We start from the raw sequence: 24,827 nt of genomic DNA, 5'->3' as shown, positions 1-24,827 counted from the left end.
GAACGAGGAACGAGGATCGAGGTACGCAGGGTCCCGGGGCGCGGGACGTTCGGCACAGGGCGCGATCGCGCGGCAGCACTCCCATGCGACGGCGCGCCCCACCGGGCACCGGCACCGGCACCGGCTGCGGAGGCAGCGCGGCGCGATGGCGCGGCCACGCGGGACGCGGCCGCGCGGGAACGCGATCGCGCGAGCATGACCCGGTCGCGCCGGTCGCCCCGGCCGACCCGTACCCATATCCCCTGTCCGGCCTGGCCGCTATCGTGCGGGCGTGACCCGTCCGCCGCAGCGCGCGCTGCTCTTCCTCGATGTCGACGGACCGCTTCTCCCGTTCGGGGCGGCCGAGTATCCGAACCACGGCACGGATCCCCAAGCGTGCGACGTCGATGCGAACCCGCTGTTGGCCAGGCTCGATCCCGGGTACGGGCCCCGGTTGTTGCGGCTGCCGTGCGATCTGGTCTGGGCCACGGCCTGGATGGAGGAGGCGAACACGTACATCGCCCCTCGTCTCGGTCTGCCGGAACTCGCCGTGGTGATCTGGCCGGAACAGACCGAGGTCGACGATCGGGACGAGCGGGCCGGGCTGCATTGGAAGACCCGCACCCTGGTGGTCCGGGCGGCCGGCCGCCCGTTCGTCTGGGTCGACGACGAGTTCACCGACACCGACCGAGCCTGGGTCGCCGCACACCACAGGGGTTCCGCCCTGCTCCACCACGTCGATCCCCGCCGAGGTCTCACCGAAGCCGACTTCACCACCGTCGCCACCTGGCTCCGCGACCCGCACGTCGCGCCTCCTTCCCCGCCGACGACCTGACGCGGCCCACCCCGCCCATCGCCACGAGTCGAGCGGCCTTGACTGTCCCGTGCGCCCGGTCCGGGCGCACATGTGAGGCGTCTCCGTGTCGTTTGCGGTCAGCCGGTGGGAGTGCGTCCGGGGTGGCCGCGGTGGCGGGTGACGGACTCCCGGACGGCGGGGGCGATTTCGGTGGCCCAGCGCTGGTGTTGGGTCGGGTCGTCGGACTCGGCGCCGAAGATGAAGGTGTCCATGCCGAACTGGACCACCAGCGCGGTGAGTTCCTCGACCCACTGGCGGGGCGGGCCGACCAGGTAGCCGTTGGAGGGGCCGTGCGTGATGGCCCCGAAGACGTTGTAGACGCGTCGGATGGTGGCGGGATCGCGTCCGGCCTCGGCCGCGCCGTCGTCGATGCGGCGTTGCATGTCGGGCAGCTTCTCGGGTGTCGCGTAACTGTTCGAGGGGCACCAACCGTCCGCCTTGCGGCCGAGCATGTTCAGCATGCGCGGACCCAGCACGCCCAACCAGATGCCCATCGGGTGCACGGGCCGGGGGCCGGGGTGCACGCCCGCGAGTTGGTAGTGCCGGCCGGTGTAGCGCACCGAGCGCTCCGCGGACCACATCAGGCGCACGATGTCGACCGCCTCCTCCAGCGCGCCCGCCGCCTCGCCGGGGGTACGCGCCGGACCGCCCATCGCCCCGATGGCCTCCCAGAACGCACCCGCTCCCAGGCCGAGTTCGAATCGCCCGCCGGAGAGCACGTCCAGGCTGGCCGCCGTCTTGGCCAGCATTGCCGGGGGACGCAGCGGCAGGTTCGCCACATCCGGGAAGACGCGCACCCGCCGCGTGTTCGCCAGGATCACCGCCATCAGCGCCCAGGTGTCCAGGAAGCGGCTCTGGTAGGGATGGTCCTGCACCCCGATGAGATCCAGACCCTCCCGCTCGGCCATGCCCGCCAGCGCGAGGATCTCGTCGACCCGTGAGCTTTCGGGCGTAGGAAAGACACCGAACTCCAACGGGCGCCCGTAATCGGTCATATTTTGCATTTTAGGTTGCCAACCATGTGTTTGCAGGCTACTGCGGTGCAGGGTGGCCCCTGGCGTGCGCGGTGTGGTGCCCCGAGCCGAGGCGGGGCGACAACGGGCACGAAGCGCTGCGCGGAGTCGGGAGCGGCGCGGCCCCCCGGCGGATCACCCGCCGGGGCAGCGACGGCGACGCAAGCGCCCGTCGTCACAAAAGGCGGGCGTCCGTCGTCATATGCATGACGTAGCGGCATCGGCCCGGGCCGGCGGGGAACCGGCCCGGGGCGATGCCGACACGGATCCGTCCGTTGAACGCCGGCAGTAAGGACCACGTCATGCCGTTCCCGACCGAGTGCGCACGATGACGGCGCCGTCGATCCCTCGCGTCTCCGCCTACTGGGCGCCCTGGGAGCACGCGTTGCACACGTTCCTCGTCCGCGTGCACGGCGATCGGACCCTGGCGGCGCGCTTTCCGGCCGGCGTCGACGCGGGGCCCTGTGCGTCGGCCCTGGAGGCGATCACCGCGCACCTGCCGCACACGCTCGACCGCCGGCGCGCGACCCGGGCCGTTGCGCAGGTGGTCACGCTGTACGTGATCCACCAGGGACGCACCGCCGCGTCGCTGCATCGCCCGGACGGCACCTCGATCGGCGCCGCCTGCCGTGACCTGTCGCTGCGACTCGTGCCCGAGGGCACCCTGGTGCAGCGGCGACAACGCACACGCTTCGATGCCGCGGTCGACGCGGCCACGATGGAGGAACTCGCCGCTCGACTGCGCGGCCTGATGCCCGAACTCCGGGCGAGGCGCATCGCGCTCGACCACGTGCGACTGGCCAAGGACCTGCTGTGGTGGGAGACCCCGGTCGGTCACCGCTACGCGCGCAACCGCTGGGAGGAGGACTTCCACGACCTGGGCGCATCGACCTCCGCCGACGGCGAACCCGGCGACCGGGAACGCCGGTGACCACCCGGCCCGACCTCGTCCGGGGGTGACGCCGCGACGGCGCCGGGGTGACCCGCATCGGCACTCGACGCCACGACCGCGGGCGCACGACGGGCCGCGCCCCGCACCCGGCCCGGGCCCGTACCGGCACCCGGCCGGTCGGGTCAGTGCTCGGCCGGGTCCAGGGTGAAGCGCAGTTCGGGACGTTGCCAGGTGACCTTCGGCGGTGTGGGGGCCACCGTGCCGATCCGTTCCGCGCCCATGCGGCGGTAGAACTCCTCGGCGGGCGGATGCGAGACCACGCGCACCTCGGCGAGTCCGGTGGCCCGGGCCCGATGGAGCATGTGCTCGACGAGCAGCCGCCCGACGCCCAGGCCCTGCGCGTCGTCCGCCACGAACGCCAGGTCCAGCTCCGGCGGTTCCGAAACCAGCGCGTAGCAGCCCAGCAGCCGGTCGGTGGCATCGACGGCCACGAACACGTGATGTCGGGCGATGTACTCGACGGTCACGACGTAGTCGGAGACGATCGAGGCGTACATGCCCGTGTAGGCGCCGGACGAGCGGACCAGCGCGGTGAGGCGCTCCGCATCCCCGGCACCCGCCCGCTTGATGGTGATGGCGTGCATCCGAGACAGTTCGGGAGGGTGTCCTGCGGGCGGTGGCGAACGGTACCGGCAGGCTTCGTCGTCGGCGCGCAAGGCTTCCGGGAAGAGGCGGCTTCCGGGAACCGGAGTCCCCGACCGCCGCCGGGTGACGGGTCCGGAGCGCCCTCCCGGCTGCCGGTCCGCGCTCACGGACGCGTCGTCAACCGCCGGCGGGTGTCGCACTCGACGTCGACGTCGGCGGCGACGTCGAAGCCGCACTCGTGCTGCCGCTCGTGCTCGGGGTGCCGTTCGGGCCGGTGTCCGTGCTCGTGGTCGCCGGCTCCGTGGACGGCTCGCCGGTCTCCGGGGCGGAGGCGGGCGGCGGCGACTGCGAGTCGTCCGCACTCGGCAGGTCCGTCGGCGCGGTGGGGCCGACCGACGGGTACGCGTCCATGCGGATGGCGGCCAGGATCGCGGACCGCCGGTTCCGGTCCAGGGGAGGGTCGGATTCGACGTAGGCGCCGTCGGTGCGGAAGACCCGGTCGGGCCGGCGGTCGTCGAAACCGAGCGGCGGCTTGCCGAAGCCGACCGCGAACCAGGGCGGGTCGGTGCCGTCCAGGTTCGGCGGGTCGTCGGTGCCGAAGCGCAGTGCGTACACCGGAGGGTCGGTCGTCTTGCCGATCGAGGACACCAGCGAGGTCAGGTGTTCGCCGGCGGCCAGCAGATCCCGATCCAGCCCGACCGGCACGCCGGTCGGCCGGCGGCTGCCCGGGGCCACGCTCTCGGCCACCCGATGCACCCGGGCGGAGTCGGCGGCGGGGCCGGCCAACGAGGCGACCGCCCAGGCGCCGGACGTCCACTGCCAGGCCAGCTGGATCCGACCGTCGACCGGGTCCGGCCCGGTCAACCACGCGGCCGGATGCCCGTTCACGAGCGGAGCGGGCGCGCCCAGGCCGGCCTCCCCGCCGGGCAGCCGGTCCGGCGCGTACATCGTCACCGTCGCCCGCGTGGCCGCCACGTCGTCCGGCGCGCCGCTGCGCTTCTCCGGGCCCAGGATCACCCGCTGGCGGTACTTCCCGGTCTCGTAGAGCACCGGTGTGAAGCCGCCGGCCGAACCCACCTGGAAAGCGCGCTGCCGCACGTCGAACGTGCCGCCCGCCGCGGGACCGGTCGCACCGTTGTGCAACGGCGCGGCGATCAGCACCGTCACCAGCACCACCAGTGCCACGGCCAGGGCGCCGCCCGTCACCGCGAGCGCGCGCCGGACCCGGACCGCGCGCCGGCCCTCCCGGATCGCGCGGGCCATGTCGACGCCGGGTTCGTCGGGCGCGATCCGCGGCGTCTCGCGCAGCGCGGCCAGTAGTCGGGCGCCCTCGTGCTCGTCGGTGTCCATGGCCGGTCTACTCCCCTTCCCAGCGGGCCACGACCGGCCCGTCCAGCAGTGTGCGCAGTCGCGCGAGTCCCTGCGCGGTCTGGCTCTTGACCGTGCCCTGCGAGCAGCCGAGGATCTCGGCCACCTCGGCGACCGGCAGGTCGCACAAAAAGCGCAGGACCAGAACCACCCGCTGTCTGGGCGGTACCCGCGACAACGCGATCCGGACCGCGTCCCGAGTCTCCACGTCGGGCCCGGGCGGCGCCGGCGGCACCGGGGTGTCCTGCGGCGCGCCGATCAGCCGCACCCGGGCCCAGGCGAGCCGGCGCTCGTTGAGGAAGGCGCGCACCAGCATCCGGTGTACGTACCGGTCGAGGTCGTTCGCCGCGGCCGCGCGCCGCCAGTGCACGTACAGCCGGGTGATGGTGTTCTGCACGATGTCGTCGGCGTGGTGCGGATCACCGCACAGCAGCCGGGCGACCCGGCGCAGGGCGGGCAGGCGGGCGCTCACGTACTCGGTGTACGCGTGCTCGTCGCCGCGCCGCACCCGACCACCCTCCCCGGGTACTCCGGCGCCGGCCGGAGTGCCTTCCCGCCCCGTGTCCGTACCGGTTGCGAACTCCCCGGTACGGTACGGGGCCGCCTGCTCAGCCGGCACGGGCCGCACCCCCCGCCCGTACTTCCCACAGCCACACCCCGCCGATCGGCACACCGGGGCCGAGCAACCGGTCGAGTGTCGCGCGCAGTGCCTCCCGCCGGTCGTGCGGGCCCAGCACCACCGCGTCCGCCCGCCAGTAGTCCAGGTCGGCGCGGGCCTGTGCGCGTTCGGTGTCGGTGACCTCCGGCACGGTCCCGCTGTCGCGCACCTCGCGCAGGAGTTGCGAGGTGGGTCGGGTCACCGCGCCGTAGCCGCCGAGCCGGTCCGGCCCGAAGGGGCCGACGAAGTAGCCCTCGGCGAGCGGGAAGCCCAGCCCCGCGTCGACCTGCCAGCCCAGCGCGCGGGCGTCGGAGGGGTCGGGCAGCGGCACGGTCACGATGGCCCGGCCGGGCCCGGTGAAGCGGCGCCACGTGCCGTCGGCGAAGAACGCGGGGGTCGGCTCGCGCGGCGCGGTGGCCAGCGGCTGCGGCAACAGCGGCACCAGCGCCTGGAGCAGCGCGACGCACCACAGCAGCCACAACCGCCGATCGCCCGCGTCGCGCACCGCCTGGGCGCCCAGCGCGAGCAGGATGCCCAGCACGGGCACGCACACCATGGTGAAGCGGCTCTCCAACACCGATTCGTACAGCGGGAGTTGGCCGAACCACCGCCATGGTCCGGAGATTCCGGTGGGCTCGCCGTCGAGGATGATCTCCGGGCCGAGGGAGAACAGCGCGGCGCCGACCAGCACGCCGGCCAGGGCCCTGGTCAGGGCCGAGCGCCACAGCGCCGCGGTGATCGCGACGGCCAGGATCGGCAGCGGCCAGCCGAAGAACGCGTTCTCCTCGGTGCGGTTCATCGACAGACGCGCGGAGACGTCGATGTCGCCGGCGAGCGAGCGGTCGGCGTAGGCGGTCAGCGCCGCGAGGTCGTTGCCGGCCGGGCCGTGCAGCAGGTTGGTGTAGCTCTGCGGTCCGGTGAACTGCCACCACAGCGGATAGGCGATCAGGACACCGCACAGCGCCACGCCGATCGGGAGGCCGCGGGCCAGCGGGCGCAGTGCGGCGCGGGCCGCGGCTGGCGCGACGCACGCGTAGGTGAGGGCGAACAGCGCGATGCCGGTCGAGGCGAGCAGCAGCGCCTCCTCGCCGAGGAAGATCTGATAGGTCGTCAACAGGCCGAGCAGGATGCCGTCGCGGATCGGCCGGCGGCCGGCGGCGAGCCGGATCAGCCGGTCGATGATCAGCGGCAGCACGAACAGCACGGCCAGGTTGGGGTGTGCGTTGGCGTGCGAGACCATCGGCGGGGCGAACGCGCAGAAGCCGCCGCCGAGGGCGGCGGCGGGCCGTGAGGCGACCAGGTGCCGGGAGATCAGGTAGTACCAGGCGGCGGCGGTCGCGGCGAGCCCGCCGGTGAGCACGATCGCCCAGGTCGCGGCCGGGCCGAACAGCCAGGTGATCGGCGCGAGCGGGATGGACAACCCCGGCATCGAGGTGTTCGCCATCAGGTTCACCCCGGCGGGATGGTTCTGCAGCGTCGTGGTCAGCGGATTCTCGCCGTGCGACACCGCGCGCGCGGTCACCGCGAAGAACCACTCCCACTGGCGCTGGTCCTGACCGCTGTCCACGAGGTATCGCCCGGCCGGGCCGCCGGCCCACAGTCCGCGGTACAGCAGCAGCGCGGCCACCAGGTAGGCGGCGCAGGCCAGTGCGTCGGCGGCCCGTGCGGTGCGCGGGAGAACCATCGTGCGCGGCGCGGCGACGACCTCGCGTACGGCGCTCACGCGGCCCGGCCCGGCGGCAGCGGGATCGCGAAAGGGTCCCGGGAGGTGTCCGAACCCCCGTCCGGGCGCGCCGACCTCGTCCCGGGTCGCTGCGGGCGACCGTGCCGCAGCCGTACCCGGGCCAGGTCGGTGAGCACCTCCAGGCAGTGGCCGGGGCGCAGCTTGGAGCCGCTCTGGTGGGTCCAGGCCACCGGTACCTCGACGAAGCTCCAGCCGGAGGCGAGGAAGAGCCGGAGCACCTCGATGTCGAAGGCCCAGCCGTCCACGCACGCGCGCGCGAACGCGGCGCGTGCCTTGGCGCCGTCGAACAGCTTGAACCCGCACTGGGTGTCCACCGTGCCGGGCAGCGCGACGGCCCGGATCAGTCGGCCCCCCACGTCCGACAACATCCGCCGCACGGGCGGCCGATCCACCGTGAAGGGCCCGCCGCGCGAGCCGATCGCGGCATCGAAGCCGTCGTCCAGGGCCGCCTGGAGCCGGTCCAACTCGGCGATGGGGGTGGCCAGATCGGCGTCGCACACCAGCACGCGCCGGCCCCGCGAGCCGGCCACACCCAGGCGGACGGCGTGCCCCTTGCCCCGATTGACCGGATGCCGCACCACGCGCACCCGCGGGTCGTGCCCGGCCGCGGCCGTGGCGACGGCGTACGTATCGTCGGTGGACCCGTCGTCGGAGACGATCAGTTCCCAGTCGATCCCGGCGCCGCGGAGGTGGTCGAGTACGGCGGTCAGGGTCGCCGGCAGCCGCCGCGACTCGTTGAACACGGGTATCACGACCGACAGCTCGGTCCCGGCAGGAGTTCGCTTCACAACCCTGTGACACGGCGACCATTTCCCCGCGTTGTATGACGTGGGTCACACCTGGAGGTGGGGCAAGGCAGGGCAGGGCGGGGCCGGCCGTCGGGGCCGGGCTCGGGCGGTTCATGCCGACCCGATCCGCCGATCGCTACGCCGTGTAATCGCCCGGGCGGCGGCAGGCGAGTATCTCCGGAGGTCGGTGAACCCCGGAGCGATGTGGCGGGAACGCCGGCTCAATTCCCGTCGAAGGTTTGTGCCGGGCCGGATTCGTGACTCGTCCGTCTTGCATACTCACGATCGTTGTCGACGATCGCCGGCCGGAATTCGTCGACTTCGGTTCCTTCGGCTTCCCGATCCCAGGCACGCTCCCGACGGTCTCCACCACGGGCAGCCGCCGGCTCCGGGATGAGTGACGGGTCATCACCTCCACATGGGCACAACGCGTAGTCGTCCTTTGCTCGGCACCCTCCGGCTACGACGGGCCGCCGCCGGCCTGATCGTGCTGGGACTGCTGGTCCTGCTGTTTCCGATGATCTCCTCGGCGGCGGAATCGCCGCCCACGCGCACCGCGCGAGCCGATTACCTCACCGGTGAACAACGCGCCATGACCCCCGGATTGGTCACCCGATCCGGGAGCTACAGCGAACTGGCCTCCGGGCCCGACGAAAGCTTCGGCGACACCCGCTCGCGTGCGGCGGACTGGCTGACCGTGCCCGCCGCCGGGGCGGACGGCACCGCCTCGGCCGATCGATCCGTGCCTGCCGGTACGCCGCTGGGCAAGCGCACCGCCACCATCGCGTCGGCGACGATGAACGTCTCGCGCACCGGGCAGACCCTGAACGCCCGGTCCGACGTGGCCGGATTCGACCACCCCCTCAACCAGTTCCGCGAACTCGACCAGGTGGTCGGCGTGTCGTCCCTGGTGCACATCGACAGGGTGCACACCGAGGTGGGCGCCCCGAGCACCCCGGCCACGGCGAGCACCCCGAGCACCCCGGGGGAGGCCGCCGCCGACGTCCCGCGCGCCACGACCGCGGTCACCGGCCTGACCTTCTTCCCCGGCTCGCCGCGCGAGGAGCGCGTCGAGCTGCCCGACGGGCGCATCCCGGGCGGGCTGCTCACTCGCACCCTGCACTTTCGCACCGACGACGACGGCCTGGTCATGAAGAGCCTGTACAAGGGCGATCCGGCGATGTACCGGGCCATGCTCGGCGACGGCACCGGCTTCCTGGACGCGACCTGGACCGTGCTGGTCGCCGACCTCGCCTCGACCACCTCCGACTCCGCGCGGGCGGGTCTGGGCGTGACCATCGACATGCGGTGGCGGGTGGGCATCGACGCCCGGGACACGCTGCGACTGCGCATCGACGGCAACGAACGCTACCTGGACACGCGGATCGCCGAGGTGACCGCGGGCGACCCGGCCGCGGTGTTCCGGCGCCCGGCGCTGCCCACGACCACGGTCACCGGGTTCGGCCCGCCCGGTGCCGGCCCGGGCGCCACGGTCACGGTGACCGGGACCGGCCTCGACGCGGGCGGGCTCGGCGTGTACGTCGACGGCTCGCCCGAGCGGGTCACCGGTGATGCGTTGCACGTGGCCGCCGACGGCGCCTCGCTCACCTTCGCCGTGCCGTCGGGCGCGACGCCCGTCAAGGGTGTACTCGTGGTCGGCGACCACGGCGAGGGCCGGGCCGGGAGCTTCCCCGCCCCCGGCGGCGGCAGTTCCGGACCCACCATCCCCACGACCGGGGTGCCGCCGAGCCCGACCGACCAGGGCCCGGTACGGCACGCCTCCTGGCAGGGACCGGCGGTCAAGGTGGGCGACCTGCCCGAGTCGTGCGTCACCGCCGCCCAGTGGCGAGTGCCCGCCGACCGCGCCGTGTTCACGGCCGCGCTGGGCGACGGCGGGGTGCGCGCACCGGCGATCACCTCGGCGGTGTTCACGTTCGCCGACGAGGCCGGCACCCGACACGAGGTGGCCACCGCCGCCGGGCCGATCTGGGGGCAGCCGTGGCCCCAGGGGCCCGCCGCGCATGTGGTCGGCACCCGGCCCGCGCAGGCCGCGGCGATCGTGCCGAACGCGTGGACGCTGGTCGCGCTGAGCGCCGACCACCACGGCGGCGACGGCGCGAAGCAGACGGCGCTCCAGCCCGCCGGCGGCTGTTGGGCGCTGGGTGGCGAGCGGCCGACCACGCCGCCGACCTCGACGCCACCGACGACGACCCCGCCCACCAGCGAGCCGCCGACCTCGACGCCGCCCACCACGCGGCCGTCCACCGGACCGCCGACGCTGCCGCCGACCGGTGAACCCTCGGGCGGGCCGACCCACACCTCCACGCCGACCGGCCCCGGCGCCACCACCACCTCGACGTCGGGTTCGGACGGCGGCGGCTCCGGCACCTCGGGTACGGCCGGCTCCGGTTCCGGGTCCGGCACGGTCCCGGAGACCGCGACCGGTGGCGGCGGCAGCCTCTCGCGCACCGGAGCCGACGTGGTCCTGCCCGTCCTCCTCGGCACCGCCGCGCTCGGCGCCGGCCTCGTCCTGCTGTTCGCCGCACGTTCCAGGAGCACCCGATGAGCCCCGCGCCCGACCGGAACCCGCACCTGCCCCGCTCGGGCGTACCCGACCGGCTCGCCGCGACGATGAGCATCGCCGAACAACACGAATACCTGCGCAGCAGGCGCCGTACCGTCTCGCGCCGCGGCGTGCTCACGGCAATCGGCCTCGGCGGCGCGGCCGTTCCGCTGTTCGGCACGTCCTCGTCGGCCGGCGTCCGCCGAGCGCCGTCGCTGCTCTCCGGCACGGACTACGTCGACGGGAACGCGCTCAAGCCCTCCGGCCGGCACCTCGCCCTGGGCGCGGACCCGCGCAGCCAGGCCGCGATGAGCTGGCAGGTACCGCAGCCGGTGCGCCGGCCGTACCTGCGCCTGGGCACCTCGCCCGGGCAACTGGACCAGGTGGTGCCGGCCGAGATCCGGCACCTGCACTCGCACCTGATCGAGTACGCCGACAACCCCGCGTCGGCCTACTTCGACTACGACCAGTACCACCTGCACGCCGCCCTGGACGGGCTCGACCCGGGCACGCGCTACTACTACGCGCTCGGCCACGAGGGCCTGGACGCCGGCTCGGTGGCCGCGACCGTCGGTTCGTTCCGCACCGCACCGGCGACGAGCGGCGTCCCGGAGCCCTTCACGTTCACCGCGTTCGGCGACGAGGGCGTGGAGTTCGGCGCCGCCGCCAACCAGACCCTGATGCTCCGGCAGAACCCGGTGTTCCACCTGCTCGCGGGCGACATCGCCTACGCCGCCTCGGGCGCGGGACTGCCCTCCAGCCATCACAGCGCCGAGGGCGCGGACAAGCTCCAGCCCGAGGTGTGGGACGAGTACCTGCGGATGATCGACCCCGTCGCGGCGTCGGTGCCGTGGATGGTGGCGATGGGCAACCACGACATGGAGGCGCTGTATTCGCCGGACGGGTACGGCGGCCACCTCGCCCGCTGGCACCTGCCCGGCAACGGACCGCGCAACGCGCATGCCACGTACGGCTTCCGCTACGGCAACGTCGCGGTGGTCAGCCTGGACGCCAACGACGTCTCGCACGAGATCCCGCACAACCGCGGCTACAGCGCCGGTGCCCAGACGACCTGGCTGGCCGGGCATCTGGCCCAGGTGCGGCGCACGCCCGGGATCGACTTCGTGGTGGCCTTCTTCCACCACTGCGCCTACTGCACGGCGACCGACCACGTCTCGGACGGCGCGATCCGGGAGGAGTGGATCCCGCTGTTCGACCGCTACCAGGTCGATCTGGTGATCAACGGACACAACCACGTCTACGAGCGGGCCGATCCGATGCGCGGCGGCGTGCGCACCCGGCGGGCGGACATCGGCGACCGGATCCGGCCGGCGACCGACGGCACCACGTACCTGACCGTGGGCAGCGGCGGGAAGAGCGGCTACGAGTTCTCCGCGCCGGAGACGTACGCGGGCGGGCCCGCCGACGTCACCGACGCGGTCGAGGGCGGCTTCCACTCCGGGGCCGGCAAGGTGGACGAGACCGTCGAGTGGTCGCGCGTGCGGTTCCGCGGCAACGCCTTCGTCGCCGTCGACGTGCGCCCGGCCGCGGCCGGGCGGGAGACCACGATGACGATCCGCACGCTCAGTGCGACGGGCGCGCAGATCGACACGATCACCCTGGTTCGGGACGCCGGTACGCCGATCCCGTCCGCGAGCACGGGCGAGCGGAGGGCGGGCACGGGGACCGGCGGCTGAACGGGCGGCCGGCACCGGGCGGGACACTCCGTCCGGTGCCGGCCGCGGTCGGGCCGGGCGCAGCGGGTCCGGCCCGGGTCGGGGGGCGACTCGGAGGCGGCCATGACGCGCTCGCGCACCCGGTCGTCCCGAATCCCGATGGGCCGAGGCGGCCGGCGCGACCGCGCGTGCTCCGAGGCGGTGACCGATCGGGAATCGGGAACCCGCCGCCGGATCGGGGTCGATCGTGCCCCGCGGGTCAGGCGGTGCCGATCAGGCGGGCCCGGGTGCGGGCCGGTGCCGTCGGCGGCAGCGAATCGACGATGTCGGCGAGCGTGACCCCCGCGAGGCTGCTGCGCCACGCCTCGTACGCCTCGGCCATCTTCGCCGCCAGGATGCACGTCTCGCGGCAGTCTTCGGCCGGCAGTGCGCCGCGTCCCTGTTGCCGGATCTCGCGGCACTCGTACGGCGAGGCCGTGCCGTCGACGGCCTCGACGACCTGGAGAAGCGTGATCTCGGCGGCGGGTCGGGCGAGCCGGAATCCGCCCCTGGGACCGGTGGTCGCCGTGAGCACGCCGGCCCGGACCAGGGTCTTCAACTGCTTGGCCAGATAGGGCGCCGGAAGGTCGTAGTACTCGGCGAGTTGGGTCGTCGACGCACTGGATCCGGGGTCGAGTTGGCCGAGGGACGCGGCGCAGTGCAAGACCCATTCGGTGCTCCCGGGCAGCTTCATGAGCCTCAGTCTATCGTAGAGATTGTGGACCTGTTTAGTCCATGATAGCGTCTGCGGTGCAGCGAGAGAAAGAGAGAGATCATCATGCGGATCGCAATCGCCGGCGCGACCGGAAACATCGGCGCGCTCACCGCCGCGGCGCTGGAGCGGGCCGGCCACGACGTGGTGCGGATCAGCCGTTCGCTCGGCGTGGACCTGGTCGACGGCGACGGCCTCGACGAAGCGCTGGCCGGCGTCGACGCCGTGGTGGACGCGACCAACGGACCGGCGACCGGCCGGGAGGAGACGGTGGCGTACTTCGGCACCACCACGCGGAACCTGCTGGCCGCCGAGAAGCGCGCCGGGGTCCGGCACCACGTGCTGCTGTCGATCGTGGGGATCGACCGGGTCGAGGGCAACGCGCACTACGCCGGCAAGCGCGAGCAGGAGCGCCTGGTTGCCGAGGGCGCGGTGCCGTGGACGATCGTCCCGGTGACGCAGTTCCACGACTTCGCCGCGATGGTGGCGAGTTGGACCGAGCAGGACGGCGTCGCCCCGATCGCACCGCTGCTGGTCCAGCCGATCGCCCCCGCGGACGTGGCCGACGTGCTCGCCGACATCGCGACGGGTGAGCCGCGGGGCCGGCACGTCGACGTTGCCGGCCCCGAGACCCAGGACCTGGTGGACATGGCCCGGCGCACGAACGAGGCGCGCGGCCACGCGGTGAAGCTGGTACCGACGTGGTCGTCCCTGTTCGGCCCGAGCATGGCCGGCGAGGTCATGCTGCCGGCCGAGGGCGCGCACCTCGCCCCGACCACCTTCGACCAGTGGCTGGCGGAACAGCGCTAGGCCGTGTCCGGTGGGAAGCCGCCCGCATGGGCCGGCGGAGGGCAAGCCCCCGCCGGCCCTGCCGGGTTACGGCCGGTGCGGGCTCGGGTTCGCCGCCTCGGCGTCGAAGCGCGCCGTGGTTGCGTCGATGCTCCGGCGTCGCAGTCCGGCCTTCTCCAGGACTCGGATCGAGGCCGGGTTCGCCAACTCCACGTCGGCGTAGACGACCCGCACCTCCGGGAGGGTCAGGGCGTGTGCGACCAAGGCGCGGGTGGCCTCGGTGGCGTAGCCTCGGCCGCGCCGCGAGGCGACGACGCCGTAGCCGATTTCCAGGGCACCCTCGCTCGGCGGCCACATCATGCCGATGCTGCCGATCACGAGGCCGGTCTCCCGCTCGATGATCAGACGGTGTCCGGACGCCGCCGGCTCGTCGGACTGTTCGGCGATGACACCGGCGATGACACGATCGCCTTCGGCGGGGAAGTCGGCCGCCCAGTGCGTCGACCGCACGTCGGCGAGTACGGCGGCGATGTCGTCGGCGGACCACGGCCGCAGCACGAGGTGCTCGGTGGTCAGGTCCGTGGCGGTGGGAAAGGTAGAGGAAGACACGCAAGACTCCAGGTCGTTCGAGACGACCGGGCCGGCTGCGACGTTGTGCTACGTGCGCGCGACCCGGACAAGGGCATGGCGATGAAGCCCGGCGCGGGCCATATTCATCAACCTCCCTGGTCGCGGTGGCGAGCACGCATGATCGCGTGTCGACGGAACCTATCAAACGAAGCCGGTGTGGGGGAGACTCGCCCCCGTCGTGCTCGGCGCGCACGTCGGGGCGAGCAATCGCGTGTTCGACACCGCAAGGCTCCGCTCTCTCGGTGGTCACCCCCAAACCGAGTCCCGTGCCCGCGACTTCGCAGGCGGCGGTGGGGTGTGCCCGCACATGCGCCGAGCCTCGCGAGGTCGTGCGGGCCGCCGCCCGTGCATGCCGGGCCGCCGATCGTTGCGAAGGCGCGTGCGTATCCCCGACGTGTCGCCGATGGGGGTCGTGGCGAACGGGAGGGGCTCGGCGGCTGAATTCCTGTACATGATGGCGGCGAGGCATGGACGGGCGGCCGTTGCATCCGGTGGGATGGGTTCCGCCTTTCGTCGTCCCGCGACGCGGACCCGCTTCACCGGTCCGCGGCACGGGAGTTCGACGGGCGGAGTTCGGCTGCTCACCCCTGCTCCCGGCATCCCGTACAGGGAGCGCCGGCATCCTGGAGGTATTCGATGCGTCGGCTGACCACAATCCTTGCCACCACCGCGATGGCGGTCGCCGCCGGAGTCGGCGCGACCGCGCCGGCCCAGGCCGCACCCGCGAACAAGCCCCAAGTGTTGTCCGGTTGGACCCAGACGAGCGCCGACAGCTACAACGCCTGGTATTCGGCGCGGCAGAACCAGGGTTCGTGGTCCGCCTACGGCTTCGACTGGTCCACCGACTACTGCTCAGGCTCGCCCGACAACCCGTTCGGGTTCCCGTTCCAGACCTCCTGCGCCCGGCACGACTTCGGATACCGCAACTACAAGGCGGCAGGGGCGTTCCCGGCCAACAAGTCGCGGCTGGACAGCGCCCTGTACGAGGACCTCAAGCGCGTGTGTGCCCGGTACGGGGCGGTGACCCGCGCCACGTGCAACGGCACGGCCTGGACGTACTACCAGGCGGTCAAAGTCCTCGGCTGACGACCACGGTCGAAATTTCCTTCCGCTCCCCGTCACATGTTCGCGGGTTGCTCCGTCAGTGCTGTGTAGGACGCCGCAGGGCCGGAACGGCATCGCCGACCGGTTCGCCCACGCACTGGAGGAGACGTCATGACCGCTCGGATGAAGAACCCCGCGATGGTGCTGCCCGACGCGATGAAGGGGATCCAGAACATCTACAAGGCGATGTACGCGGGCGGCGTCGAGCCGCGGATCCTGGAGCTGGTGCACCTGCGTGCCAGCCAGATCAACGGCTGCGGCGCCTGCGTGTTCGCCGGTGTGACCAGTGCGAAGAAGGCCGGCGAGAGCGACGAGCGGCTGCACGCGGTGGCCGCCTGGCGGGAGGCGCCGTTCTTCACGGACGCCGAGCGGGCCGCGTTGGCGCTGACCGAGGCGTCGACGCGGCTGGCGGACCATTCCGGTCAGGCGGTGTCGGACGCCCTGTGGGACGAGGCGGCCGACCACTTCGACGAGCGGCAGCTTGCCGCGATCATCCTGATGATCTCGGTCACGAACTTCTTCAACCGCATCAACACCACGATTCGGGAGCCCGCGGGCGCGACCTGGAGTTGAGCGCGCAGACCGGTGGGAGGGGGGACCCGGCCGGTGTTCGCGGGGCCGGGTCGGCGGATCCACCCGATCGGGGCGCGGGTGTCATCCGATCGGGTGGAACGCACGCCGACGGCCCGAACGGTCCGCGTTCCGGCCCTATCAAGGAGGCATGAACGACGAGCCGAGTTCGACGGTGCCGCGCCCGCGCGGACCGGGTGCGGGATCGTACGGGTGTGCCCCCGGGGCGCCGCGGCGGATGTGGCCGGTCGGTGTGGGTGCGACGCCGGTGTTCGATTCGCTGGTGCGCGAATGGGCCCGGACCGCGCGCCGGCTGCCCCAGGCGGCACCCAAATACAGCTGCGCCTCCTGCCATTTATCGCATCCGCCGGCGCCATGATGGCGCGCTGCCCGCACCCGCGGACGGGGGTCGGCGCCGGCTCGACTCCGAGGCCCGGGAGGCCCGGGAGGCCAGGGCCCCGGGGCCCCGGGGTTCGGGAGGATCGGGGAGCCCGGTCCCGGAATCCAGGGCTCGACCCCGACGGTGAAGGTCGAGTCGAGGGTCGGGGTGCACTCGGGTTCGCCGATCCTCGCGCCCGATGGGCACGGCCTGCGGACCGCCGGAGCGGGCCCGACGCGGAGGCGTACTCGTGGCCCGCGTGCGACGGTGGACGGGAGTGGATGCGGGTGGCTCGCCGAATCCGGGTGGGCGCGGGCGTCGATCACCGGGAGGAACCATGTCTCCGATCTCTCGTGACCTCGGGAACCGGTCGGCGGGATCAGCGGGGGCGTCGCGCGTACTGCTCGTGCTCGCGCTCGCCTCGGTGGTCCTCGGCGCGGTGGTGCTGGCCTGGCCGACCCAGACGGTGCGTGTGGTTGCCGTGCTGTTCGGGTTGTACCTGCTGGTCAGCGGCTTGATGCAACTCGCGCTGAGTGCGGGGGCGCTGTTCTCGGGTGGCATGCGGGCGGTGCTGATCGTCAGTGGTCTGCTGTCGGTCGTGCTGGGCATCCTGTGCCTGGGCGGCGGCTCGCGCTCGGTCACCGTGCTGGCCGTCCTGATCGGTATCGGCTGGCTCGTCCGCGGCATCGCCGAACTGGCGGGCGCGGCGGCCACCGGCGGGCTGCCCGGCCGGGGCTGGGTGGTGTTCTTCGGAATCGTGGACATCGTCGCCGGCATCGTGCTGATCGCGGCCCCGGTGTCGAGCACCAAGGTGCTGGCCGTGCTCGCCGGCATCGTCCTGGTCGTGCTGGGCCTGATCGGGGCCGTGGTGGCGATCGGCCTGGGCCGAGGCCGCACGGATGCGACCTGGCAGGCGGGTTCGGCCTCGCGGTCCTCGCGGCTGCCCTGAGCGCGCAGCCGCCGCGAGCGTGCCCGGGGTGGCCGGGGTGCCGACGGGACGCCGGTGCGTACGCTCGTTTGCGGTCCGGTGCGTCAGGGCTTCTCGTACACCACCCGGCCGTCGACGACGGTGTGCGTGATCGGGATGTCGGGGAGCGCGGTGACCTCGGTGTCGAAGGGGTCGGCCGCCAGTACGCACAGGTCGGCTGCCTTGCCGGGTTCGAGGGAGCCCTTCCAGGATTCGGCGCCGTCCTGGCGGGCGGGTGTGGTGGTGTAGGCGCGCAGGGCCTCGCGCAGGGCCAGCCGCTGCTCGGGACCGCACACGGTGCCGTCGAGGCCCGTGCGGGTCACGGCGGCGACCACGCCGCGGCGCCAATCGGGGGTGAGGACGGGGGAGTCCGAGCTCAGGCACACCTCGATGCCGGCGTCGAGGGCCTCGCGGGTGGGACACATCCGGGCGAGGACGTCGGGGCTCAGCGTGTCGTGGAGCATGTGTCGGGTGGCCACCGCGATGCCGGGTTGGGTGTTCAGGCCGATGCCGGCCGCGGCCATCGCGGTCAGCGTGTTCGGATGCAGCAGGTCGCCGTGGATGAGGTAGTGCCGGGCGGCCGGGCGCGGGTCGCCGTCGAGCGCGGCGCGCAGTGCGGCGACCACCGCGGCCGAGGTGCGGTCGCCGGTGGAGTGCACGCCGATCTGGTGCCCGGCGGCGTGTGCGGCGTGGATCATCCCGGCCAACCGGTCCCGGCGTTGCCCGGCCGAGTCGCCGTCGATCAGCAGCGAACCGTGTGACCCGTCCGGGTAGGGCTCGCACACCCAGGCGCTGCGCATGGGCGGGATGCCGTCCGCGAAGATCTTCACCCCGGCGACCCGGAACCAGCCCGGCACGTCGGCCGGCGGGGCGAACTCGCGCAGCCCGGCGGCGAACGCGTCCGCCGAGCCGGGGCCGTCCAGTTCGCCGAAGAGCAGGAGCGCGGTCACCCGTGCGGTGAGCCGACCCTGTGCGGCCAACGCGGCGTAGTCGGTGAGCGCGGCGGAGCCGAAGCAGCCGGTCTCGCCGGCATCCTCGCCCGGGCCCAGGCCCGGTTCGGTGTAGCTGGTCACGCCCAGCGAGGCCAACAGGTCGTGGGTGCGCAGGATCGCGGCGCGACGGTCGGCGGTCGTGCGCAGGGCGGGCGCCCCGGCGGGCGTGTCCGGCGGCCCCGCCTGTCCGCCGCCGCTCAATTGGTCCATCAGCAGGTGCGGCCACATCGCGCCGAGCCAGACGCCGTGCAGGTGGGAATCGTTGATCCCGGGCAGGACCGCGCCGCCGTGCAGGGGGATCACCCGCGTGTCGGGGCCGATCGGCGGGGCCGGGTCGGCGTCGTCGCCGAGGTGGGTGATCCGGCCGTCGGTGACGGCGATCGTGCGCGCGATCCGGCCCCGGGCGTCGAAGGTGTGGATGCGGCCTCCGGTGAGGACCAGGTCCGCCGGGCGGGTGGGGTTCGGCGATTCGTGGTCGCGCACTTTATTTCCTCCTGGGATCTGGACAGGCCCTCCGGGAGCCCATACCGTACACGCAATCAGATACGATTTGCGAGTCGATTGGGAGGCAACGGTGCCCCTGCATCCGGAAGCCCAAAAGATCATCGAGCGCACTCGGATCGGCGCCGACACCGTCGGGAGCGACGGTGAACCCGCCCCCCTCGCGATGGACGCCCAGGCCATGCGGGACGGCTTCGCGCTCGCCTGGTCGATGCCGGACCGACTGCCCGGCGTGGGATCGGTACGCGACACCACGATCCCCGGACCCGCGGGCGACATCCCGGTCCGCCTGTACACCCCCGAGGGGCCCGGGCCGTTCCCGGTCCTGGTCTGGTTCCACGGCGGCGGCTGGACCATCGGCTGTCTCGACGAGAACGAGTACGCCTGCCGCGTCGTGTGTGCCGGCGCCGAGACCGCGGTGGTCTCGGTCGACTATCGCCTCGCGCCGGAGAACCCGTACCCGGCCGCCGCCGACGACTGCTACGCGGTGGTCGGGTGGCTGCACGAACACGGCGACACGTGGGCGGTGGACGGCGGGCGGATCGCGGTCGGCGGGGAGAGCGCGGGCGGCAACCTGGCCGCGGTGGTCGCGCTCAAGAGCCGCGACCTGGGCGGCCCGCCGATCGCACTCCAGGTGCTCGTCTCGCCCGTGGTCGCTCATCCCGACGACGGGCGCCCCTCCTACCGGGACTTCGCCGACGGCTACTTCCTGTCCAAGGCGAGCATGGACTGGTTCTTCACCCAATACCCGCGCGACGCCGCCGATCTGGCCGACCCGTACCTGCTGCCCAGCCGCGCGGACGACCTGTCCGGGTTGGCGCCGGCGCTGGTCCTGGGCGCCGAATACGACGTGCTCCGCGACGAAGGCGAGGATTACGCGAAGGCGTTGAACGCGGCCGGCACCCCGGCCCGGACGGTGCGCTTCGACGGGCTCATCCACGGCTTCTTCGGGCTGCTCGCCACCGACCTCACCGACGCCGCACGCGCCCACGAACTGGTCGTGGAGGCCCTGCGGGACGCATTCGCCGGGAGAGCGGGGTGAGCGCCACGAGCGCCGCGAGCCCGGCGGGCCCGGTGCGCGAGGCGGGCGCCGCGGCCGTGCTGCGGCTGCGCGGCGTCGCCATCGCCCGGGACGAGATCCCGGTCGTGCATGACGTCTCGCTGGATGTGGCCGCCGGCGCGGTCACCGTGCTCCTGGGCGCCAACGGAGCGGGCAAGACCACCCTGATGGACGGCATCGCGGGCCTGGTGCGCACCACGGCCGGCAGCATCGAACTCGGCGACCGCCCGATTCGGAAGCTGCCCGTCCACAAGCGTGCCCGGGCCGGCGTCGGCTACGTCGAACAGGCCCGCACCATCTTCCGCACCCTCACCGTCGAACAGAACCTGCTCGTGGCCCGCGCCGGCGCCGGCGACCCGGACGCCGTCTACCGGCTGTTCCCCGAACTGGCCCGCCGCCGCACGCTCCAGGCCGGCCACCTCTCCGGCGGCGAACAGCAGATGCTCGTGCTCGGCCGCGCCCTGGTCACCGATCCCAAGGTGGTGCTCGTCGACGAGATGTCGCTCGGCCTGGCCCCCATGGTGGTCCACCGGCTGATGCGCGTGGTCCGCGAACTCGCCGACGACGGACTGGCCGTCCTGCTCATCGAACAGTTCGCCAATCTCGCGCTCGGCGTCGGCACCCACGCCTACGTGCTGCGCAAGGGCCGCATCGTGCACGACGGACCCTGCGCGGAACTGCGCGGCAAACCCGAACTCCTGCACTCCTACTACTTCGGCGGCACAGCGCACCCCACCGACCCGCCCGGTTCCGCGGCCGAGCCCGCCCGGATCGGCGGTGGCAGCCGATGAAGCCCGCCACCGACTCACCCGCCGGCAGGAAATCCACCGTCATGGACCTGATCGACAAGCGCTCCGCGGCCGGCATGATCGCCTTCGCGATCGTGGCCTGCGTGGCGATCCCCAACATCCTCTCGCCCTACTGGCTCTACCTCGCCATCACCAGCGTGATCGGCGCCGTGATCATGCAGAGCTACGGCGTGATCGTCGGCCGCGCCGGCGTGATGTCGCTGTGTCAGCTCTCCTTCGCCGCCATCGGCGCCTGGGTGGTGATGCGGCTCAACCTCGCCGACGCCCCCGGCGGCCTGCTCGTCTGGCTGATCCTCGGCGGCCTGGCCGCCGCCCCCGTGGGAATGCTGATCGGCCTGCCCGCACTGCGCGTTCGCGGCGTCAACCTGGCCGTGATCACCTTCGGCGCGGCGGTGTCCACGGACATCGTGCTGGGCGCCAAACAGTTCCCCGGCACCGAGGAACTGAAGACGGTGGCCCGACCGGCCGCGTTCACGAGCAACGCCGACTACTTCGTCCTGGTCGTCATCGTCTTCACCGTGATCGCCCTCGGCCTGGCCGCACTGGACCGGACCCGGCTCGGCCGCTCCTGGCTCGAACTGCGGCACTCCGAACGGCTCGCCGCCTCGCACGGCATCTCGCCGGCCCGCAGCAAACTCGCCGCCTTCGCGATCAGCGCGTTCATCGCCGGCATCGGCGGTGGCCTGATGGCCGGCCAACTCGGCCTGGTGGTCTCCGGCAACTTCGCCATGGGCCAGTCCGTCACCCTGTTCGCGATCGCCATCCTGATCGGCCCGCACCACCCCGAAGGCGCGCTGATGAGCGGGGTGTTCGGGGCCGCCATGGCCACCCTCCTGGAGAAGGTGAAACTGCCGCAGGACCTGGGCGGGATCATCTTCGGCATCGTGCCGATCTTCGCGCTGCGCAGCGGCATGAGCCAGACCGACTTCACCCGCAACCGCAAACGCGTGGCCAAGGCCCGCAAGGTCGCCGACGGCACCGCCGGCGACGACCGCGAACGCGCCGACGCCGGCCCGCCGGCCGAGCGCACCGTCGGCGCCCCCGCCCGACCCGCGGGCACCGAACCGGCCCTGGCCGTCTCCGGACTGACCGTACGGTACGGCCCGGTCACCGCCCTGGACGCGGTCGACCTGACCGTGCCCGCCGGCACCGTGGTCGGCCTGATCGGCCCCAACGGCGCGGGCAAGTCCACCTTCATCTCCGCCGTCGGCGGCTTCCTCGGCCGCACCCCCGGCTCGGTCCGCCTGGACGGCACCCCCATCGACCGCCTGGCCCCGCAGGTCCGCGCGGCCAGGGGACTGCGCCGCACCTTCCAAACCACCCTGATCGCCCCCGAGTTGACCCAGTACGAGTACCTCGACATCGGTGCGGGCCGGCGCCTGGCGCGAGCCGAGGCCGACGAACTCCTGGAGTTCTTCGGCTGCCCGGTGGGGGACCTGCCCATCTCGATCATCGACGCCGGCACCCGCCGACTGCTCGACGTGGCCGCCGCGATCGCCGCCCGGCCGGCGGTCGCCCTGCTCGACGAACCCGCCGCCGGCCAATCCGCCGCCGAATCGCTGCGCCTGGGGGCTCGACTCGCCCAGGTGCCCGAACGCTACGGAGTGGCCGTCCTGTTGGTCGAACACGACATGGAACTGGTGCGCGTGGCCTGCCGCGAGGTCACCGTCCTGGACTTCGGCAAGGTGATCGCCTCCGGCCGCACCGAGGACGTCCTGCGCGACCCCGCGGTGTCCGCCGCCTACCTCGGCGGCGCCGACACCCCCGACGGCGCGGTCCCCCCGACCGCGATCGTCACCCCCACCGGCTGAGCGCCCGACCGGGCCCGACCCATCCGCACCGCCCCCGCGTCGCGCGTGCCTCCGCGCCGACTCGGGTTCCCCCGGCATGCCTTCGATCGGATCGACTGCGTACCGATCCACCATGACAAGGACGTTCCCCATGAAGCGTTCCCTCGTGAGCCGGCCGGCCATCGCCCTGGCCGCGCTCGCCCTGGCCGCGACCTCGTGTGCCGGCGACGGCAGCGACGGCGGCTCCACCAGCGGCGCCATCAAGGTCGGCTCGATCAACGGAATCACCGGACTGTTCCAGACCCCGGAGGTTCCGCAGGCGGTCAAGGCCGTCTTCGACGAAGTCAACGCGGCCGGCGGGATCAACGGCCGCAAGATCGAGTTGATCAGCAAGGACGACGCGATGAACCCGCAACGTTCCACCGAGAACGAGGTGGAACTGGTGCAGTCCAAGGGCGTGGTGGCCCTGGTCGGCTCCTCCAGCGCGGTCGACTGCGGCGTCAACCGCGCCGCGTACAAGACCGCGAAGATCGTCTCCATCCCCGCCGTCGGCGTCGACCCCGCGTGCTTCAACAGCCCCGACATCGCGCCGGTCAACCCCGGTCCGTTCAAGCTGCTCACCGCGATGCTCTACTACGCCTCGGAGACGCTGCACCACGACAAGGTCTGCCTCTACTACACCACCCTGCCCGGCAGCGGCGGCGGGATCAGCGACGCGATCAAGGAGTGGAGCGACCTCACCGGCAAACAACTCGCCGCCAAGGACACCGCGGTCGGCGAGGGCGACCCCACGCCACACCTGATCGCCGCCAAACAGGCGGGCTGCCAGGCCGTGCTCTACAACGCGCAGGTCGGCCCGTGGTTCGCCCAGGCGCAGACCCAGGGCATGCAGAACGTCGACTTCATCATGGGCGCCAACAGCTACACCGACGCGAACGCCAAGCTGGTGCCCGCGGGCATGAAGGCGTACGTCGGCACCGAATGGCAGCCGTACACCGACGTGACGCTGCCCGGCAACGAGCGCTGGGCGCAGCTGATGGACAAGCACGGCATCCAGCGCACCGCGTTCAGCCAGGGCGCGGTGATGTCCGCCGACGTGTTCGTCCAGGTGCTCAAGGGCATCAAGGGCGACATCACCCGCAAGACGGTCACCGAGGCGTTCAAGAAGATGACCCCGATCGACTACCCGATGGTGGGCTCGCCCTGGGTGTTCGGTCCCGACGACAAGCACAACCCGGTCCAGGGCAGCCGCTTCGTCAAGGCCGTCGACGGCAAGTGGCAGGTGTTGCCCGAGGGCTTCATCGTGCCCGGCAGGAAATAGCCCGGCAGGGTGCGACCGATCCACCCCGGCCCGACCGCCGCCGACCGCCCACGCGGTCGGCGCGGCCGGCGCCCCGGAGCAGGAGGTGCTCGAAAAGCATGTTGAACTCGGTGATCGCGGGCCTGAGCAGCGGTGGGGGCTACGCGCTGCTGGGCCTGTGCGTGGTGTTGACCTACCGGCTGGTGGCCGTGGTGAACTTCGCGATGGCGGCGGTCGGCGCGATGGGCGCCTTCACCATGGTGTCCCTGACCGACGACGGCCTGAACGTATGGCCCGCGCTGCTGCTCGGAGTCGCGGTCAGCGCGGCCCTGTCCGGCATCCTGGGCGCGGTGCTGATCCGCTGGTTCGGGGAGCACAACGAACGCACCAAGGCCGCCGTCACGGTGGCCGTCTACGTCGCGGTGATGGCGGTGGGGCTGCGCCTGTTCGGCGCGACCTCGACCGGCGCGCGCCGCTTCCCGGCGCCCTTCGACGGGGCGCTGTTCCGGATCGGCGACGTGGTGGTCTCGCAGGCCGTGCTGGTCTCCATCGCCTTCGCGGTGGTGATCACCGTCGGCGTCGAACTGATGTTGCGCAAGACCCTGGTGGGACTGCGGCTCCAGGCACTGTCGGAACGACCGGGCACCGCACAGGTGGTGGGCATCTCCGCGCCGCGCCTGGCCACCGCGGTGTGGGTGGCGATCGGCGCGCTCACCGCGCTGGTGATCATCCTGGTCGCGCCGCGCCTGGGCGGCGACTTCTCCACCCTGGGCAAGCTGATCGTCACCGCGCTCGCCGTGGCCATGGTCGGCGGGTTCCGCAACCTGCCGCTGACCCTGGCCGGCGGGTTGCTGCTCGGCTGCCTCGAAGGCATGTCCGCCGCGATGGAGTCGGTGCGCGAGTACCGCGGCGTGGTCCCGTTCCTGGTGATCCTGGTGCTGCTGTGGTGGCGCAGCCGGCACGAGGTGTGGGACACCGCGCACAGTCGATGACAACGAACCGG

Annotated in this window: 22 protein-coding genes; 13 read left to right on the top strand and 9 right to left on the bottom strand. The window is 72.8% G+C overall.

The window, feature by feature from the left end; all coding sequences use genetic code 11:
* Positions 1–271: 271 nt before the first annotated feature.
* Positions 272–814: an HAD domain-containing protein gene (locus ACFZBU_RS13560; protein ID WP_391583675.1), complete on the top strand. Its 543-nt coding sequence runs from the start codon at positions 272–274 to the stop codon at positions 812–814.
* Between the two features lie 98 nt (positions 815–912).
* On the opposite strand, the gene ACFZBU_RS13555 is transcribed toward ACFZBU_RS13560, so the two are convergent.
* Complete coding sequence (locus ACFZBU_RS13555; protein ID WP_391583674.1) at positions 913–1,830, bottom strand: LLM class flavin-dependent oxidoreductase; 918 nt, start codon at positions 1,828–1,830, stop codon at positions 913–915.
* A 346-nt stretch (positions 1,831–2,176) separates the two neighbouring features.
* Here ACFZBU_RS13555 and casB point away from each other — a divergent pair, with 346 nt between their 5' ends.
* Positions 2,177–2,779 carry a type I-E CRISPR-associated protein Cse2/CasB gene (gene casB, locus ACFZBU_RS13550; RefSeq protein ID WP_391583673.1) on the top strand — a complete coding sequence of 201 codons (603 nt, stop codon included), beginning with the start codon at positions 2,177–2,179 and terminating at the stop codon, positions 2,777–2,779.
* 143 nt (positions 2,780–2,922) lie between these two features.
* On the opposite strand, the gene ACFZBU_RS13545 is transcribed toward casB, so the two are convergent.
* From ACFZBU_RS13545 to ACFZBU_RS13525, 5 genes are all read right to left on the bottom strand, one after another.
* Positions 2,923–3,384: a GNAT family N-acetyltransferase gene (locus ACFZBU_RS13545; RefSeq protein WP_391583672.1), complete on the bottom strand. Its 462-nt coding sequence runs from the start codon at positions 3,382–3,384 to the stop codon at positions 2,923–2,925.
* A 178-nt stretch (positions 3,385–3,562) separates the two neighbouring features.
* Positions 3,563–4,735: a hypothetical protein gene (locus ACFZBU_RS13540; protein ID WP_391583671.1), complete on the bottom strand. Its 1,173-nt coding sequence runs from the start codon at positions 4,733–4,735 to the stop codon at positions 3,563–3,565.
* Between the two features lie 7 nt (positions 4,736–4,742).
* On the bottom strand, positions 4,743–5,261 hold the full coding sequence (locus tag ACFZBU_RS13535) for a SigE family RNA polymerase sigma factor (protein WP_391583670.1): 519 nt from the start codon (positions 5,259–5,261) through the stop codon (positions 4,743–4,745).
* Positions 5,262–5,361: 100 nt separating this feature from the next.
* A complete protein-coding gene (locus ACFZBU_RS13530) occupies positions 5,362–7,134 on the bottom strand; it encodes a glycosyl transferase (protein ID WP_391583669.1) in 1,773 nt (590 codons plus the stop codon).
* Complete coding sequence (locus tag ACFZBU_RS13525) at positions 7,131–7,943, bottom strand: dolichyl-phosphate beta-glucosyltransferase (protein WP_391583668.1); 813 nt, start codon at positions 7,941–7,943, stop codon at positions 7,131–7,133. Before ACFZBU_RS13525 ends, ACFZBU_RS13530 begins: the two co-directional genes overlap by 4 nt.
* Before the next feature lie 418 nt (positions 7,944–8,361).
* Here ACFZBU_RS13525 and ACFZBU_RS13520 point away from each other — a divergent pair, with 418 nt between their 5' ends.
* Together ACFZBU_RS13520 and ACFZBU_RS13515 are read left to right on the top strand one after the other, a co-directional pair.
* Positions 8,362–10,509: a hypothetical protein gene (locus tag ACFZBU_RS13520; RefSeq protein WP_391583667.1), complete on the top strand. Its 2,148-nt coding sequence runs from the start codon at positions 8,362–8,364 to the stop codon at positions 10,507–10,509.
* Positions 10,506–12,203 (top strand): purple acid phosphatase family protein, encoded by a 1,698-nt coding sequence (locus ACFZBU_RS13515; RefSeq protein WP_391583666.1) that lies wholly within the window; start codon positions 10,506–10,508, stop codon positions 12,201–12,203. The genes ACFZBU_RS13520 and ACFZBU_RS13515 overlap by 4 nt, the downstream gene beginning before the upstream one ends.
* A gap of 238 nt (positions 12,204–12,441) precedes the next feature.
* Here ACFZBU_RS13515 and ACFZBU_RS13510 read toward each other — a convergent pair whose 3' ends face one another.
* Positions 12,442–12,915 (bottom strand): RrF2 family transcriptional regulator, encoded by a 474-nt coding sequence (locus tag ACFZBU_RS13510; RefSeq protein ID WP_391583665.1) that lies wholly within the window; start codon positions 12,913–12,915, stop codon positions 12,442–12,444.
* Between the two features lie 84 nt (positions 12,916–12,999).
* On the opposite strand from ACFZBU_RS13510, the gene ACFZBU_RS13505 reads away from it, so the two are divergent.
* Positions 13,000–13,743 (top strand): SDR family oxidoreductase, encoded by a 744-nt coding sequence (locus ACFZBU_RS13505; protein ID WP_391583664.1) that lies wholly within the window; start codon positions 13,000–13,002, stop codon positions 13,741–13,743.
* Positions 13,744–13,809: 66 nt separating this feature from the next.
* Here ACFZBU_RS13505 and ACFZBU_RS13500 read toward each other — a convergent pair whose 3' ends face one another.
* Positions 13,810–14,331 (bottom strand): GNAT family N-acetyltransferase, encoded by a 522-nt coding sequence (locus tag ACFZBU_RS13500; protein WP_391583663.1) that lies wholly within the window; start codon positions 14,329–14,331, stop codon positions 13,810–13,812.
* A 657-nt stretch (positions 14,332–14,988) separates the two neighbouring features.
* Here ACFZBU_RS13500 and ACFZBU_RS13495 point away from each other — a divergent pair.
* From ACFZBU_RS13495 to ACFZBU_RS13485, 3 genes are all read left to right on the top strand, one after another.
* Entirely contained in the window at positions 14,989–15,438 is a 450-nt protein-coding gene (locus ACFZBU_RS13495) for a phospholipase (RefSeq protein WP_391583662.1), read from the top strand.
* Positions 15,439–15,567: 129 nt separating this feature from the next.
* Positions 15,568–16,029, top strand: coding sequence for a carboxymuconolactone decarboxylase family protein (locus ACFZBU_RS13490; RefSeq protein WP_391583661.1), 462 nt, complete (start codon positions 15,568–15,570; stop codon positions 16,027–16,029).
* Between the two features lie 713 nt (positions 16,030–16,742).
* Positions 16,743–17,354, top strand: coding sequence for an HdeD family acid-resistance protein (locus ACFZBU_RS13485; RefSeq protein ID WP_391583660.1), 612 nt, complete (start codon positions 16,743–16,745; stop codon positions 17,352–17,354).
* Between the two features lie 83 nt (positions 17,355–17,437).
* Here the strand turns inward: ACFZBU_RS13485 and ACFZBU_RS13480 are convergent, their stop codons facing one another.
* A complete protein-coding gene (locus ACFZBU_RS13480; RefSeq protein WP_391583659.1) occupies positions 17,438–18,847 on the bottom strand; it encodes an amidohydrolase in 1,410 nt (469 codons plus the stop codon).
* Between the two features lie 91 nt (positions 18,848–18,938).
* On the opposite strand from ACFZBU_RS13480, the gene ACFZBU_RS13475 reads away from it, so the two are divergent.
* From ACFZBU_RS13475 to ACFZBU_RS13455, 5 genes are all read left to right on the top strand, one after another.
* Positions 18,939–19,907: an alpha/beta hydrolase gene (locus ACFZBU_RS13475; RefSeq protein ID WP_391583658.1), complete on the top strand. Its 969-nt coding sequence runs from the start codon at positions 18,939–18,941 to the stop codon at positions 19,905–19,907.
* Entirely contained in the window at positions 19,904–20,716 is an 813-nt protein-coding gene (locus ACFZBU_RS13470) for an ABC transporter ATP-binding protein (protein ID WP_391583657.1), read from the top strand. The genes ACFZBU_RS13475 and ACFZBU_RS13470 overlap by 4 nt, the downstream gene beginning before the upstream one ends.
* Complete coding sequence (locus ACFZBU_RS13465; RefSeq protein ID WP_391583656.1) at positions 20,713–22,545, top strand: ATP-binding cassette domain-containing protein; 1,833 nt, start codon at positions 20,713–20,715, stop codon at positions 22,543–22,545. The genes ACFZBU_RS13470 and ACFZBU_RS13465 overlap by 4 nt, the downstream gene beginning before the upstream one ends.
* Positions 22,546–22,675: 130 nt before the next feature.
* On the top strand, positions 22,676–23,845 hold the full coding sequence (locus tag ACFZBU_RS13460) for an ABC transporter substrate-binding protein (RefSeq protein ID WP_391583655.1): 1,170 nt from the start codon (positions 22,676–22,678) through the stop codon (positions 23,843–23,845).
* Between the two features lie 98 nt (positions 23,846–23,943).
* Positions 23,944–24,816, top strand: coding sequence for a branched-chain amino acid ABC transporter permease (locus ACFZBU_RS13455; protein ID WP_391583654.1), 873 nt, complete (start codon positions 23,944–23,946; stop codon positions 24,814–24,816).
* The last annotated feature ends 11 nt before the right edge of the window (positions 24,817–24,827 follow it).

Source organism: Embleya sp. NPDC008237, from assembly GCF_042956465.1.
GTDB lineage: Bacteria > Actinomycetota > Actinomycetes > Streptomycetales > Streptomycetaceae > Embleya.
This window is presented reverse-complemented; position numbering and strand designations above follow the sequence as displayed.

Coding starts and splice junctions, on each gene's coding strand:
- ACFZBU_RS13555 (WP_391583674.1), bottom strand. CDS start 1,830: ATGACCGATTACGGGCGCCCGTTGGAGTTCGGTGTCTTTCCTACGCCC.
- casB (WP_391583673.1), top strand. CDS start 2,177: ATGACGGCGCCGTCGATCCCTCGCGTCTCCGCCTACTGGGCGCCCTGG.
- ACFZBU_RS13545 (WP_391583672.1), bottom strand. CDS start 3,384: ATGCACGCCATCACCATCAAGCGGGCGGGTGCCGGGGATGCGGAGCGC.
- ACFZBU_RS13540 (WP_391583671.1), bottom strand. CDS start 4,735: ATGGACACCGACGAGCACGAGGGCGCCCGACTACTGGCCGCGCTGCGC.
- ACFZBU_RS13520 (WP_391583667.1), top strand. CDS start 8,362: ATGGGCACAACGCGTAGTCGTCCTTTGCTCGGCACCCTCCGGCTACGA.
- ACFZBU_RS13515 (WP_391583666.1), top strand. CDS start 10,506: ATGAGCCCCGCGCCCGACCGGAACCCGCACCTGCCCCGCTCGGGCGTA.
- ACFZBU_RS13510 (WP_391583665.1), bottom strand. CDS start 12,915: ATGAAGCTGCCCGGGAGCACCGAATGGGTCTTGCACTGCGCCGCGTCC.
- ACFZBU_RS13505 (WP_391583664.1), top strand. CDS start 13,000: ATGCGGATCGCAATCGCCGGCGCGACCGGAAACATCGGCGCGCTCACC.
- ACFZBU_RS13495 (WP_391583662.1), top strand. CDS start 14,989: ATGCGTCGGCTGACCACAATCCTTGCCACCACCGCGATGGCGGTCGCC.
- ACFZBU_RS13490 (WP_391583661.1), top strand. CDS start 15,568: ATGACCGCTCGGATGAAGAACCCCGCGATGGTGCTGCCCGACGCGATG.
- ACFZBU_RS13485 (WP_391583660.1), top strand. CDS start 16,743: ATGTCTCCGATCTCTCGTGACCTCGGGAACCGGTCGGCGGGATCAGCG.
- ACFZBU_RS13465 (WP_391583656.1), top strand. CDS start 20,713: ATGAAGCCCGCCACCGACTCACCCGCCGGCAGGAAATCCACCGTCATG.
- ACFZBU_RS13460 (WP_391583655.1), top strand. CDS start 22,676: ATGAAGCGTTCCCTCGTGAGCCGGCCGGCCATCGCCCTGGCCGCGCTC.
- ACFZBU_RS13455 (WP_391583654.1), top strand. CDS start 23,944: ATGTTGAACTCGGTGATCGCGGGCCTGAGCAGCGGTGGGGGCTACGCG.